The sequence below is a fragment of the Paenibacillus sp. MER TA 81-3 genome (assembly GCF_023713585.1).
In the GTDB taxonomy this organism is placed as follows: domain Bacteria; phylum Bacillota; class Bacilli; order Paenibacillales; family Paenibacillaceae; genus Paenibacillus_B; species Paenibacillus_B profundus.
This window is the reverse complement of record NZ_JAMAWB010000002.1, coordinates 1-13,901: the sequence shown is the minus strand read 5'-3', so window position 1 is coordinate 13,901 and position 13,901 is coordinate 1. Positions and strand designations below refer to the sequence as shown.

Below are 13,901 nucleotides of genomic sequence, written 5' to 3'. Positions count from 1 at the left end.
ATAGTAGATCTAACCATGGCAGACAGTGACAAGCGCCACCTGAAAAGAGGGAATGATGTTGAAGCAGTTTATGATCGGTCAGTACGGAGGTTTTGATGATAAAAAGTTCAAAAGAGATTTCAAATTAGGATTTCATGGAATTGAAGCCTGTCTTTGGATTATATGACTTCGGTCAACCCCGATTACGTGTTATTTCATTATCCGAAGCCCGTAATTCTCGATGATCGGGTAGATTGGAGTCTGTGGCGCTTCACGGATGAAAGCGAGTATGTGTATGAGAGTAAATATTCATTCGCGGAGTTTTCCGAGAAGAGTGAGCTATTATTTGCATGGTTGTCGGACAAAAGCGAGGAGTATCGATTTACACCGGTGCTTGAATTTGACGGCTTGAATAAATATATATACGAGACGGACTTTCTTGAATGCTTATTGGATAGGTATCCCAGAATTAGATTGTGCCTGGATACGGCCAGATTGCATTTACAGGATGAAACGGATCCGCATTTCGATGCTAAGCTCGTTGTACATAAATTCACCAAGTATGCCCATATCATTCATTTGAGTAATGCGCAAGTTGCTGCCGACGGGATTCAGAACAGACATTACCCGGTATTGCCTGAATTGCGTCCGGAGGAGGGCTGGGCGCCAATAGCGAAGTATTTGCGAATCGTTCGACAGGAAAATCGAAATGTGAAAATTATGTTCGAACATCGTTCTGATCGAATCAGTGACGAGCAGTTGGAAAGATGCTATGCATGGGTAGATGAGCTATTGAACAGCTAGTGCACGACGGCTAAATTAGCTAGAGTTACTCTATCCTGTCCGGAGAAGATATGTCCTTTCCGCATCCTTTTAACCACTCTCCCCCTCATTCAGATTGCAACACCTTGCCTCTGCAAATGAAGCGTACTCAATGCGGAATGTGCTTAGGTATGCAAGTATGGAAAGACGCGAGTGGCAAGTTGGCCAGAAGAAGCTAAGAAGCCGTGCACAGGCGTGTGGATGCAGAACGCAGTCTAACGTCACGAATTAGGAGTAATAGACTGTAGGTGATTTCACATGACAAGATTAGGACAACCGTTTTTGGAAAAGGAAGGCTTATCGCTCAGTCAGTATGGATTCACTCCAGACGAAGGAATCGTAGAGTTGGCAGCTGGAACGGTAACGTATTATCACTATACTCATGCAGACAAGCTGGAAGAAATCTTTTCTCCGGATAGCGGCTTGTTGGCAAGAAGACCAGCAGCATGTCCCAATATACCAGAGCAATTTTAGGATCGTTATGTAACCGAAGGATTTCTTGAACCCTTTCCCAACTGGCTTAATACTGCACTTACTTTGACGATCTAGGGTATGAACTGATGAATAGGCACATTGGAAATATACTGTTGGAAATCAAGCTGCCTGTCCGTGAATTTGATGTTCATATTGCGGATTATGCACATGTGATGGAATGCAAAAGCATTGAATTGAGAGGGACCCCAGCATTACAACTTGGGTACGATTGCAGCGGCGGGAGCGAAGTGACGCAGGCCTATGTGCATTCATTTATTCCAGTGGCCGAGTACAATCGTGGGCATGTGGCGCCTGTCGTCCAACTGTTGCGCAAAGGGGAAGGAATAGCCGTTCCGAACGGCTATATCTCTGTATCAAAGATTCAACCTTTTCAAAAATAAATGCAGTGTGCTTCTTGGAATATAATCACCATACATAGGAAGAAGTGACCGAACGTGACGATGCTTTCATTGGAAAGCGGACAGAACACTTTCAACGTAAGAGTGTCGGGAATACTCATCGTTGACAATCATTTGTTATTGCAACAGCACGATGGTGGCGACTATTGGTATCTGCCGGGAGGAAGAGTCGAAATGTTCGAGACTTCGGAAGAGGCTTTGCGCAGAGAGTTTATCGAGGAAACCGGAATAACAATAACGAGTGCGAAACTGCAGTGGATTGTTGAAGAAATGTATGCAATTGGTGACAGACAAATGCATGAAATAGGTATGTATTACTGCATCGACACGATCGATCATGACGATAGGTTGATGGAAACAAGTCAGGAAGCAGGGTATATCAACGATTGGATAGAATTAGATCGATTGGATGCATGTAAAATTGTGCCTGCTTTAAAGGACACGTTTTCGTGTGCAGATTTCGAGAGCCACCTAACGCTAATAAAGCCTAATTCCGTTTTGACTGGTTTGTAGGTTTTCATGATATTCTCCTTGCGCTTAGCAGAGATGCCATTTATGTATACGACATTCATTATGATTACAATCGCAGAACCGTTACGCTACAGGGAGAATTTAACGGACTATTATGTTCGGATATTTCCAGTGAAGAATTTATAGCATATGAAATGATATTTGAAGACGTGTATGTCTTCAAATCCATCGAGTTAGATGTGTGCCTGGAGCTAATGGATACAGAAGAAGTAACATATTGCAGCATCGGAGAGTATACCGAATCGGATTTGCTAGAAACGATTAAAAAGGCTAGAAACGTACATCTGAAACATTATGTTATACAAACGTATGATGATGTATTTGTAATCGCATGCAAACATCTCAAGCTGACGCTGATACAGCAAGCCTAGCCTAATTCGCATTATACTACGTTTTCTTATTTACCTTATGAGTCAAAGGGGTTTGTCAGACAGAATGATTACGCGTTTGAATTTATATAACCCGAACCTGTAAAGGAGAGATACAATGCACACCAAATCACAAATATACGATCTAGCGAAGAATGCGGTGGATGCAAGCCTGAAGCAGTATAATCTGGATATTCACAAAATCTACTTTCTCGGACGATCAGAGCACGTGACGTATCGCATCGATACGTATTCCAATGAATCTTATTTGCTGCGAATTCATACGAACGAATTGCGTCGGGAAGAGATTGAGTCTGAGCTTGTATGGCTTGAACATTTAAGTGGGGGCGGACTACAGACACCGCGAGGAATGAAGAACAACAATGGTCAATATGTAACCGAAGTTGAAATTGGGGAAGCGACGATGCATGCGACATTGTTAGCATGGGTAAAGGGCCAATCTCTGCAGGAACAAATAACGCTGGACGATGTTGCTCATGTGGGACAGCTGATGGCGAAGCTGCATGAGCGGACAACTTCCTTTCAACCAGGTCCAGAGTTTGTGCGCCCTGTATGGGGTGAGGATAGCCTTAGAAAAGATGTAGAGAAATTAGGCCGCCATTATTTCGACTTTATGACGGATGGAGAATTTGAGCGAGTGCAAGAAATTGCAGACAAGATTTGTGCCCGCATTCACTCATTAGCTAAAACTGGCGATACGTATGGAGTCATTCATGCTGATTTGCATTGGGAGAACATCGTTCACCACAACGGAGAGCCGCGTGCCATCGATTTTGGACGCTGTGGTTTCGGCTTTTATTTGTACGATATCGCCCAATCGTTGATGGGACAGTCACCGCAAGGAAGAAAGGCGTTTATTGATGGATATGCGAAACAACGTTCGCTGCCTGCTGATTACGCGAACGACCTTGAATCCTTTTTCATTATGGCTGTAATCGAAAATGCCAGCTTCCATTCCGATAACCCTGAAGAGCTGGAGCACTTGAAATCCTTGAAGAATTATTTAATGAAGGTGATGGATCGTTATTTAGAGGGATAATCATTTTTGTTTGGAAATTAATTAAAATAGTGCACAATGCATTCCTTCCCACTCATTATGGGATAAAATTGGTTGCACGTGCTCTTAGGCGCATGCATACGTTACTCCATAAGGGTAAATGCCTAATAAGCAAAATGAAAGGCAGGGTTTACATGGCAGTGTCTTATATGGACTATTCTTCGCCATCCGCACAGTTTACTTATGATTTGAGCAATAACCCATTTTTTAAAAAGGATGATCGGAATCTTATTAACTTTCTTTCCATCAATCAGATAAACACATTAGGGAACGTTTCCCTGTTGGACATTTACCTCAGTACGGGAAATGTTATCGAACCCCACACCCATCAAAATGCTTCAGAGCTGGTATACTGTATTTCAGGAGCGGCGGTGGTTTCCTTAATTAACCCGTTTACAAAAGAACTTCGCAATTTTCCGATTCAGCCGGGCCAGGTGGCAAATGTGCCGCAGGGATGGTGGCATTATGAGGTAGCCTCGGTTGACAATACACATTTATTGGCGATATTCGATGCGCCGGTTCCGGAATTTATCGCGGGTTCCGATCTCTTGCGATTAACTCCTGCAAGTGTGTTTGCGCATACGTACTGCCTGGATGAGGCCAAAGTGAAGGATACGTTGGCACCCATTACAAAAACGGTCGTCATCGGCCCGCCCAGTGATTGCAAAATGAATCAGGTTCGGAGTAAAATAGCGCCAGCACAACATGCCAATCCGACCTATTCAAATCATTCGGTTCCAAGCCAGTCATCTCACAACCAAGGGTATGGCCAGCAGCACCGGCAACAATATTATTACCCGCAGCAACAGCACGTTATTGGCAACGGGGGATATCCATTTCAATATAACGATTGCTGATCTTCCTTCACAAGCTGAAAAAACCGGAAAAACCAGGGAATCAGTGGCTGGTTTTCCGGTTTCTCAGGTATCGATACATAAGAGCAGCGGATCAAGGCCTTGCAAAAAATAGTGGTGGTGATAGTGACGATATGAGAACTAAAGTTTATTTCGTGAGGCATGCCGAATCAATATATATGGAAGGCGCAGAACGCTCGCGGGGCATATCTGGCCAAGGAAAAGCAGATGCGCGCAGAGTCTGTGAAATATTAATACAAGAAGCTATCGATTGTGTCATGTCCAGTCCCTATGAGAGAGCAGTCCAGACCGTTCAAGAGCTTGCAGCGGAGCGGGGGCAGGAGATTTTGCTCCTTGAGGATATGCGAGAACGGAGAATCGGCGATTTTCCCGACGGAAAGTTTACGGAAGCGAAGCAGCGAGTGTTCGGTGATTTCCGTTTCTCTTACCCAAATGGAGAATCGAGCTGCACCGCACAGAAGAGAGCGGTAGACGTCTTGCTGGCGATATTGAAAGACTATCGCGGACAAGGCATCGTTATAGGGACGCATGGAGATATTATGACGTTGATGATGAACTATTTTGATGATTCATACGGATTTGACTTCTGGAAGTCGACGACAATGCCTGACATATACAGATTGGAATTTGATGAAGCAGCTCTATTGACGGTAACAAGAATGTGGAGCTAGATGTAACAACAGAAGGATGATTAGAAAATGAAAACGAGATCTTATGTAAACGCAATCAGTTCGAAGTGCCCTGACATCCCAATTGCAGGAATGCCGCATTTTACAGCATTTGCACAGGCGGATGCATGTCCGGATTCCCCATCCCGAATATGTGAGTCTGTCTGCTTCCGATAACACGTTATTTATTGGTTACGAGATGATCGAAGGTATTCCGTTGTCTGATGACATCTTCCACAGCACGAAGGACAAGCAGAAACTGGCAGATGAGCTGGGCAGTTTCCTTAAAACACTGCATGGCGTAGAAGCTGGCAGCGCTTTAGATATGGAAGCGGATTTCGGGACGTCGAATATTTTGATTCACCCGGAGACGGGAGCGCTGGCAGGGGTCATCGATTTCGGGGATTCCGGGCTAGGAGACCCGGCTTTGGATTTTGCGGCTCTATATGCACAATATGGGGAAGGTTTCTTGGAAATGTGTAAGGCAAGCTATGGCGGAATGGAGCGTGTCCAAGAACGGCTTGATTTCTATGCGAGGACCTTTGCACTGCAGGAAGCCCTATTCGGTATCGAAAATGACGATAAAGCAGCCTTCGAAAATGGGATTAGAACGTATATATAAAATACAATAAAATTGATGCAAAAGAGGTGAGGAAATGATTCTGGAAGTAGCCATGCTGCATATTAAACCCGGCATGAAGAGTGATTTTGAAAGCAGCTTCAGGAAAGCATCGAAGATAATTTCGAAGATGAGAGGCTATATTGAGCATGAACTGCACAAATGCGTGGAGGAAGACAATAAATACGTATTGCTTGTTCGTTGGGAGACGTTGAAGGATCATATGGTAGGATTCCGTCAGTCTGACAAATATGAAGATTGGAAGGCGTTGCTGCACCACTATTATGATCCGTTTCCAACCGTAGAGCATTACATTACGATCAACTTAGAAAGCTTGAATACAGATGAAGAGGATGAACATAAATGACGACAAAGCTGGAGCAAGCCATAAAGCTCTTCAGCAAAATCTGTCTGAAGAACATTATCCCGGTGCCATGCTGGGTCTCGGCAGCACGTACCGGACATTGGGCCGACACGCCGAGGCCAAGGACATCCTCGGGAAAGGCATGAACGAATATCCCAACAACCGGGAATTTTACAATTCACGCATAAATGAGGGGACAACACATGAACAAATACGTTGCATTGTTACGCGGAATTAACGTCAGCGGACAAAAGATTATTAAAATGGATGCTTTAAAAAGCATCTTCGAAGCGCTGGCATTTCAAAACGTCAAAACGTATATTCAAAGCGGAAACGTCATATTTGAAGCGTCAGCAACGGAGCCTGAACTCCTTGCCGAGAGCATTGAGAAGCAGCTTAGAGTGGAGCTTGGCTATGAAATCACCGTTGTCGTAAAGACACTCAGCGAATTGGAAGAGGTCATTCAGCATAATCCGTTCACAGAGAACGAAGCTTCCGAAGGTAAATTATATGTTTCATTCTTATCCAAGGAACCAGTTGCCGAGGACTTGACTGCGCTCTTGTCCGTTCAGAACGGCGTTGACGAGATTCGTGCGCTAGAGCGCGAGGTCTATATTTTGTGTCGGCAAGGGTATGGGAAATCTCAATTTTCCAACAATTTCATTGAAAAAAAGCTCCGCATGCCGGCAACGACCCGCAATTGGCAGACCGTCAACAAGTTAGCGAATATGTAAGCGAAGAAGATAAGGAAGTGTGTTTAGAATGAACATGAAAAAGTTGGCGGCGGAAGCTGCAGTCGAGCTCGTGCAGGATGGGATGGTCGTAGGTCTCGGAACCGGATCTACGGCTTATTGGGCGATTGAGAAGCTCGGTCACAGAGTGAAAGCGGGATTGCGAATTAATGCGATTGCAACCTCAAGTTCTTCCGAAGAATTGGCCCGGCAATTAGAAATACCGATCGTATCGTTTGCGGATATCCATCATATCGATCTTACGATTGATGGCGCGGACGAGGTGGACTCGAAGCTTACTCTGGTCAAAGGCGGCGGCGGCGCGCTGCTGCGAGAGAAAATCGTGGCCGCTGCAAGCCGCATCTTCTATGTCGTGGCAGATGAATCCAAGCTCGTATCACAGCTGGGCGCGTTTCCTTTGCCTGTCGAGGTCATTCCGTTCGGAGCGGACATGACGAAGCGACAAATCGAAGGGTTGGGCTGCGGCGCAACCATTCGAATGCAAGCGGGAAAATGTTATATTACCGATAACGGAAATTACATTTTGGACTGCGAATTCGGAGCGATTCACGATCCAGAACGCCTTCATGTTCAACTTAATGCGATACCTGGAGTCGTGGAGAACGGCCTGTTTATCAACATGGCTCATAGTGTATTTGTCGGTTATCAAGATGGCAGTGTCAGAAGGATGGAACTGTAATTCGGGTATTCCGTATAGCCTGTTATCGGAAAGATCGGCTCAATAGGGAGTTGAGTTCGATGAGTAATCTCACCTAAGAAAAATATGGCGAGAGCGAGGAGCAGCTTGTGAGTAATTATGAAAATGTATTGCAGGCTCTGGAACGAAAAGGCTGGAGCACCAAGGGATTGGACGTGAAATTCCTGGGCGAGGGCGCTTGGTTCAAGGCATATTGGTTCACGACCAACGAACGCGAATCGGCGGTGATACGATTTCCGCAGCCGGTATCTTATGGCAAGCCGTTTCAATATGACGAGACCGAGCTGCTTACGGAATTCGCTTCCCGAGGACTGTACTATGAGGCGGCTAACAACCTTGTGCCCGGAATCTGTCCGCAGTGGTATACCTATGATGTTCAGCCTGACTTATCGTTCACCATCGAAGCGTATTGCGGCGACACACTGCGGCTGAAGCAGACCGATGATACGCAGGCGGCACAGCTTGGCAGACAATGCGGCGAACTGTGCCGGGCCATGACCGGAATGCAGTTGGGCATCGATGGGTTCGGCTTTTTGGAATGGCGCGAAGGAAGGCTGCATGGAACGACTCAGGGTGACCATCAGGAGTACTGGATTCAAGATACGAACGGATATTGGGAGCAATTTGAGCAATTTTTGGCCAACGATTATCCTTGCCAGTCAGGCGCTATTAAGGATAAGCTGCAGCGGATTATCGAACGCCGCTTACAGTCTGAATGTACGCTTTCTCTAGCCAATCGGGATATATCGCCTGAAAATATAACGACAATGAACGGTAGCATCAGGTTAATCGATCCGTATCCGCTGTATTACAATGGGCATGTCTTTGCTGGCAACCTGTTGAACAATTTCAAGACGCTCTTCCCGTCTTATTACCGTTCGCCCCGCTATGCTAAGCATCAATTTCATGTGTACCAACGTCAATTGGAATGCTTCGCTGAAGGGTTTCTCGATGGGTACGCCCAAGGGGAGCGGGAAATCCGAATGACCGTGCTGATGGAGGAATATCTCATGCTGTTTGATTTGACCGTGGAGCATATGAACTTATTGAAGCAAGATCATTTTCAGGAAGAGACCGTGCTTCGTGCGGGCAATCGGGAAGCAGTAGGCGAAAGAATGCCGGGTTACGTGAAGAGGCTGGAGCAATTCAACTTTGACATATAGAAATATAAGAGGCAGCAGCAGGAGGATATGATGCACAAAATAAACAGGAAAAAAACGGTGGAAGGCACAAGAATACCGGGCTTTATTCGCAATGGCCAATATTTTTACATCAATGTGGATGTATATGAAGACGGCATGATCAATTGTTGGGAATTGGTAGATATCGCAGGATTGGAAGGGAAACTCGACATCAATTGGCTGCAGCCTCAGGTTCCAGTTGGTGAGAATATATCGATTTTCGGGTTGGGTTATTATAAAGTAGAATCGGCAGTATGGAAATATGACAAGATGAGCTATCTTCAGTACATAAAAGAAAAAATAAAACAGATGAATCCTGAATTGTCCAATCTGTATGTCGTCACTGATGCGGAAAAAGAACGGCTGGAGAAACGCAGAATCGCTTACTCACCACGCGCGAAAGAGTTCTATGTCAAAAGCGAGCTCGGCTATCAAACCGTTGAGGGCGGTAGTTTTACGGTGTTCTTCAACCATCAAGACCATAATTATTTGGTCAATCTAGTCGTCTATGAAGATGGAACAGTTACGATCTATCATTCTGATTTTACCATTCAACAAAGAGTAGAGGATATGGAAGCCCTGTTCGATGACGGGACGCTATTCACTTCCTGTGATGCACCGACACGAATCATCTTGGATAACTTCGGAGAGGTTACGTTGACGGATGCGGGCTATTCGGTTGACGGGAAAGAGAAGCTGAAGGAATTGATGGACCTTTACAAAGAGATGAACGGCGAAGAAACGACATTGGAAGTATGCAGGAACTTGTATTATCAATATTTGCAATATCCAGATGAGGACACGAAAGCGGCGTTAAAGGTAGCTTATGAAGCGATTCCCGAGCATGAACGGGTTTATTTGGGAGATATGGACAGCCGGGATACGGATTATATTCGAATTCTGTATACGGATGAGACAAGGGAGGTTTAAATGATGAAGCAAATCATTGCAATGGGCGGCGGCGGATTCTCCATGGAACCGGAGAACCCGCTCCTTGATTTATATATTTTGCGGCAATCGGGTTCAGAGCAACCGAAGATATGCTTCTTGCCGACGGCCAGCGGAGATGCGGATGGGTATATACAGCGATTTTATAAGGCGTTCGGCGAGCACGCCTGCATTCCCTCCCATTTGTCATTGTTTAATGCTCCCACGAAAGACCTGAAAGATTATGTGCTGAGCAAAGATATTATATATGTCGGCGGCGGAAATACACGCAATTTGCTTGTTCTGTGGAAAGAATGGGGACTCGATCGCATCCTGCGAACAGCATGGGAGCAGGGTATTATTTTGGCCGGTCTCAGTGCGGGATCCATTTGCTGGTTCGAAGAAGGGGTGACTGATTCCATTCCGGGCGAACTTACTGGATTGGCAGGTTTGGGCTTCTTGAAAGGGAGCAACTGTCCCCATTATGACGGTGAAGCAGATCGAAGACCAAGCTACCATCGATTGATGCAAACGGGCAAAATAAGCGGCGGCATCGCTACGGATGATGGGGCAGCAATTCATTACCGGGATCAGGAACTCTATCGCGTGATTGGATCAAGACCGGAGGCGAGGGCATATCATGTGGACTGTGCCGCTGGGCGAGTGACGGAGAGCGCAATCATACCAGAATATTTAGGGAATATGTTCTGACAACAAGGCAGAAAGGAAGTACATCCATGCCGTTGAAAATCAAAGACAGGCAATTCCCGATTAAAGAGGCGGCTATTACGGCAACTCTATTGGACCCGTACTGGATTGACACATACGGGCCCGAGTATCCCCGGCATTTGCTCTGGTCACTGAATATTGACACCGTTCCCCGTGAATATGATGAGGAGCAATGGGAACCGCGGTTACATCATGAAAATTTGAATTTTGCGCTGCGAAGCTGGAAAGGGTTGGAAGGGAAGCGCCATTGTTGGTCGGAACCCTTGGATGCAGAGGGGGAGCCGGAGGGCGGAATTTATGTGTTCGGACATGAAGATATAACAGAGGGCAACTTGCATATCGGAACTCGTAGAGGAAATCACTTTCAGGTAGACTGGAAAGGCGTATGCCATATTTATTGGGATGACGAGTATGGCAGCGACGTTCCATTTGAACTGAACTGCACGGCTGTGTTTACGGGAATTCAGATCAATTGCAGCGAGAAAGATGACGAGCGCATCGTTGCAGAACGGTTATCCAAGTGGATAGATACTGGCGATCTGCAACAGCTGCCTATTCAGTACAGCAGCCACCAGTATGAGTCCGGGGTCGGAATGGCATCTGCGAAATTTATTCCTTGCACGTAACAAACATAAAAAAATGAGGCGATTGAAAATTGAATGCTTCGGACAATAATGAGCAGACATGGGCTGAAATTGTGAGTTTATTCGAACAGGGCAGCAATGACATCGTCATCATGCCCGTATGCCCAGAACGCGCGGAGGAGACGCTGCAGCGGCTTCAAGTATCTGAACGCTCTTATTTGGGATCCATCGCTTGCCATTCCGGCGGTGTGATGGTCGATCGAGGGTGGATTAAGCTGCTAGGTTCTGGCAGCGAGCTTGTATATGGAGATTTGCTGAGCTGGAATGGATTGGGCGAAGATACAAGGATTGCGCCTTTGCGCGGCGCATGTGTGATAGCGTATGACATGGCTGGCGGATTTTTTGCCTTGAATGGCGGCCGTTTCGGAGAAGAAGAGCATTCTGTCTATTATTTTGCGCCCGATACATTGGAATGGGAGAACACCGAGCTGGCTTATTCCGAGTTTCTTGCATGGCTGGCGAATGGTGACTTGGAACTCTATTATCGTACTTTTAGATGGAGCAATTGGCAGGAAGACGCTGCATCAATGGATGCGAACCAAGTGATTAGTTACTTCCCACCGCTCTGGTCCGAGGAAGGATCTGCGGAGACGAGCAGCAGGAAAGCAGTACATATTGAAGAGATATGGAACTCTTGCGTATATGAGCAGAAAGATTGATTGGAGAGAGAACAATGACATCTAGAAAAATTAGATTGGCTATCATCGGCTTGGGGAATATGGGACAGCATATGATTCGTCTCGTGAACAAGCCTGAATTTCAACCAGAAATCGAATTAACGGCAATTTGTGAATCGAATGACCATTCGCGCCAACAATGCCGGGAAAAATACCCAGAATTGAAATGTTACGCTGACTATCAGCTCCTGTTGGATACTACGGACATCGACCTGCTCTATGTAGCCGTCCCGCCTGCCTTCCATCATGATGTCGTATCTGCTGCATTGCGCAAGAACATTCATGTCTTTTGCGAGAAGCCTCTCGCTAACAGTCTGGATGAGGCGAAGCGCTTGCTGCTGATGGCCAAGGAGGCCGGCGTTGTGCATGCGATTCATTTTTCGATGCCGCATGAACCGGCAGTGAGACAGATGAAGAAGATGGTGGCGGAGGAAGCTATCGGAGCAATCCGTAAAATTGACCTTATTTTGCAATTTCCAAAATGGCCACGTGACTGGCAGCATAACTCGTGGATTTCTTCGAGACAGCAAGGCGGATTCGTGCTTGAGGTGGGGGTTCACTGGATTCACGTTATGCAGAAGCTATTTGGCCGCATTACTCATGTGCAGAGCGAACTGGAGTTCTCGGAGCAGCCAGACCGCTGTGAGATCGGAGTTCGCGCGAAGATGCTGATTGCCGACGGGGTACCCGTTCAACTGAACGGAATGTCAGAGTTCGCAGGAGAAGAACGCGTCTCCCTCGTTGTTTACGGTACAACCGGTACGATTGCGTTGGAAAATTGGAGCGAGTTATTCGCCGGTTCGATTGGTCAGCCATTGCAGCCTGTCGCTGCAGACGATGAGCTTGGCGAGCCGACTGTGTTGAAACATGTCATCCAAGCCATTAGAGGGGAACAAGCCGATCTATATGATTTCCATGACGGCTATGATGCTCAGGTTGTGCTGGAGGCGTTGCGGCATCCTGAATCTTCTCAGTTAGTTGATATTAGAGAGCATGATATTCATATATGAGAAGCCGCTGATTACATTAAATAGACACGAAAACAGCAGCCTTCAATGGCTGCTGTTTGATTTGAAATAAAGTTGCACTGCTTTACCCCTTTTGGATAATCGTTAAAGAGAACGCATGACTAATTTATCCATGCAATACTAGTGTCATATGTTCGTCAAGCATTTAGATCTGTTATGGCTGGTACATGAATCTCTTTGACGCAAGATACTTTTGACAAGTTCACAACACATTTGACTAAAGAGACAATATCCTGGACTGGAATTCGTGTGCCGTTATATTCAGAAATGGCTTTTTCAGCACCAGCCTCATATGGGATTTCCGCCGCTAGTTCACCTGGATTGATGCAAGTGACAGCAATTCTATCTTTCCTAACATGTTCACGCAAAGCATTTGTTATACCGCGTAGCCCGAATTTAGAAGTCACGAAAGACACCTGAGAATTATTTGTATTATCTAACCCAGCAGTTGATCCAATCAAGACTATCTTACCGCTTTCTGACCTTCTTAGATTTGGCAACAAGGCTTGAATATAGGTTATTGTGGATGTTATATTTATATTAATTATATTTGCAATGTCTTCTGGATCGTCATGTTCGAAGTCATAATCATCTTCAAACCCTTCTTTTTCCCAAACTCCGACGTTATAAATAAGCACATCTATTCTTTCATTTTGGAGAGTTTCCGTAATCATTTTTATTTTATTTTGTTGCGATAAATCTGCTTCCAGCCATATCCGCTGAACTCCGTCATTTAAGTCTAAGCTTTTGGGTCTGCTTCTGGAGACAATCCATACCTGGTCTCCAGAATTGGGTAACCCTTTGACAAATGCGTCCCCTAAACCTTTGCTATATAAGTTGAATTATTGAATCACTTAGAATCTAACACAAAGACGATCGATGATGGACAAGGGATATTTCATGATCTCGTCCATAAACTGCTGAACATTTTTGCGGATTTCAGCGACTGTGTGATAGAAAACATTGTTAATGACCTCGGACTTGAGCCACTTCCATAACCCTTCAACAACGTTGAGATGCGGGCTGTATGGGGGCAGGAACACAAGTTCAAGACGCCCTTTCATTTTAT

Annotated in this window: 19 protein-coding genes and 1 pseudogene; 18 read left to right on the top strand and 2 right to left on the bottom strand. The window is 45.7% G+C overall.

Going from position 1 to position 13,901, the window contains the following annotated elements; genetic code table 11:
* Nucleotides 1-162 precede the first annotated feature (162 nt).
* The 18 genes from M3650_RS02305 (at nucleotide 163) to M3650_RS02220 (ending at nucleotide 12,814) form a co-directional block, all read left to right on the top strand.
* Nucleotides 163-783: an apurinic/apyrimidinic endonuclease family protein gene (locus tag M3650_RS02305; protein WP_311295010.1), complete on the top strand. Its 621-nt coding sequence runs from the start codon at nucleotides 163-165 to the stop codon at nucleotides 781-783.
* A gap of 276 nt (nucleotides 784-1,059) precedes the next feature.
* Nucleotides 1,060-1,275 (top strand): hypothetical protein, encoded by a 216-nt coding sequence (locus tag M3650_RS02300; RefSeq protein ID WP_251572040.1) that lies wholly within the window; start codon nucleotides 1,060-1,062, stop codon nucleotides 1,273-1,275.
* 86 nt (nucleotides 1,276-1,361) lie between these two features.
* Entirely contained in the window at nucleotides 1,362-1,676 is a 315-nt protein-coding gene (locus M3650_RS02295; protein WP_251572039.1) for a hypothetical protein, read from the top strand.
* A 69-nt stretch (nucleotides 1,677-1,745) separates the two neighbouring features.
* Entirely contained in the window at nucleotides 1,746-2,207 is a 462-nt protein-coding gene (locus tag M3650_RS02290) for an NUDIX hydrolase (protein ID WP_251572037.1), read from the top strand.
* Nucleotides 2,208-2,359: 152 nt separating this feature from the next.
* On the top strand, nucleotides 2,360-2,596 hold the full coding sequence (locus tag M3650_RS02285) for a hypothetical protein (RefSeq protein WP_251572035.1): 237 nt from the start codon (nucleotides 2,360-2,362) through the stop codon (nucleotides 2,594-2,596).
* Nucleotides 2,597-2,711: 115 nt separating this feature from the next.
* Nucleotides 2,712-3,653 carry a phosphotransferase enzyme family protein gene (locus tag M3650_RS02280; RefSeq protein WP_251572033.1) on the top strand — a complete coding sequence of 314 codons (942 nt, stop codon included), beginning with the start codon at nucleotides 2,712-2,714 and terminating at the stop codon, nucleotides 3,651-3,653.
* 152 nt (nucleotides 3,654-3,805) lie between these two features.
* The gene (locus M3650_RS02275; RefSeq protein WP_251572031.1) at nucleotides 3,806-4,528 is read left to right on the top strand and encodes a cupin domain-containing protein; all 723 of its coding nucleotides are present in this window, start codon (nucleotides 3,806-3,808) and stop codon (nucleotides 4,526-4,528) included.
* A gap of 131 nt (nucleotides 4,529-4,659) precedes the next feature.
* Nucleotides 4,660-5,217, top strand: a complete 558-nt coding sequence (locus M3650_RS02270) for a histidine phosphatase family protein (RefSeq protein WP_251572029.1) — start codon at nucleotides 4,660-4,662, stop codon at nucleotides 5,215-5,217.
* 121 nt (nucleotides 5,218-5,338) lie between these two features.
* Complete coding sequence (locus tag M3650_RS02265) at nucleotides 5,339-5,836, top strand: phosphotransferase (RefSeq protein WP_251572026.1); 498 nt, start codon at nucleotides 5,339-5,341, stop codon at nucleotides 5,834-5,836.
* 34 nt (nucleotides 5,837-5,870) lie between these two features.
* On the top strand, nucleotides 5,871-6,200 hold the full coding sequence (locus M3650_RS02260; RefSeq protein ID WP_251572024.1) for an antibiotic biosynthesis monooxygenase family protein: 330 nt from the start codon (nucleotides 5,871-5,873) through the stop codon (nucleotides 6,198-6,200).
* 200 nt (nucleotides 6,201-6,400) lie between these two features.
* On the top strand, nucleotides 6,401-6,931 hold the full coding sequence (locus M3650_RS02255) for a DUF1697 domain-containing protein (RefSeq protein ID WP_251572022.1): 531 nt from the start codon (nucleotides 6,401-6,403) through the stop codon (nucleotides 6,929-6,931).
* A 28-nt stretch (nucleotides 6,932-6,959) separates the two neighbouring features.
* Nucleotides 6,960-7,628, top strand: a complete 669-nt coding sequence (gene rpiA / locus M3650_RS02250) for a ribose-5-phosphate isomerase RpiA (RefSeq protein WP_251572020.1) — start codon at nucleotides 6,960-6,962, stop codon at nucleotides 7,626-7,628.
* 107 nt (nucleotides 7,629-7,735) lie between these two features.
* A complete protein-coding gene (locus tag M3650_RS02245) occupies nucleotides 7,736-8,809 on the top strand; it encodes a hypothetical protein (protein WP_251572018.1) in 1,074 nt (357 codons plus the stop codon).
* Between the two features lie 30 nt (nucleotides 8,810-8,839).
* Nucleotides 8,840-9,757: a DUF7638 domain-containing protein gene (locus M3650_RS02240; protein ID WP_251572016.1), complete on the top strand. Its 918-nt coding sequence runs from the start codon at nucleotides 8,840-8,842 to the stop codon at nucleotides 9,755-9,757.
* A 3-nt stretch (nucleotides 9,758-9,760) separates the two neighbouring features.
* Entirely contained in the window at nucleotides 9,761-10,465 is a 705-nt protein-coding gene (locus tag M3650_RS02235) for a Type 1 glutamine amidotransferase-like domain-containing protein (RefSeq protein ID WP_251572014.1), read from the top strand.
* Nucleotides 10,466-10,491: 26 nt separating this feature from the next.
* On the top strand, nucleotides 10,492-11,109 hold the full coding sequence (locus M3650_RS02230; protein WP_251572012.1) for a hypothetical protein: 618 nt from the start codon (nucleotides 10,492-10,494) through the stop codon (nucleotides 11,107-11,109).
* 29 nt (nucleotides 11,110-11,138) lie between these two features.
* A complete protein-coding gene (locus M3650_RS02225) occupies nucleotides 11,139-11,786 on the top strand; it encodes a DUF2625 family protein (protein WP_251572010.1) in 648 nt (215 codons plus the stop codon).
* Nucleotides 11,787-11,800: 14 nt separating this feature from the next.
* Nucleotides 11,801-12,814: a Gfo/Idh/MocA family protein gene (locus M3650_RS02220; protein ID WP_251572008.1), complete on the top strand. Its 1,014-nt coding sequence runs from the start codon at nucleotides 11,801-11,803 to the stop codon at nucleotides 12,812-12,814.
* Nucleotides 12,815-12,969: 155 nt separating this feature from the next.
* On the opposite strand, the pseudogene M3650_RS02215 reads toward M3650_RS02220, so the two are convergent.
* Nucleotides 12,970-13,662: pseudogene (locus tag M3650_RS02215) on the bottom strand (SDR family NAD(P)-dependent oxidoreductase); the annotation flags it as partial.
* 24 nt (nucleotides 13,663-13,686) lie between these two features.
* Nucleotides 13,687-13,901, bottom strand: a 215-nt coding sequence (locus tag M3650_RS02210) for a transposase (RefSeq protein WP_251572006.1), incomplete at its 5' end; no start/stop codon positions are given.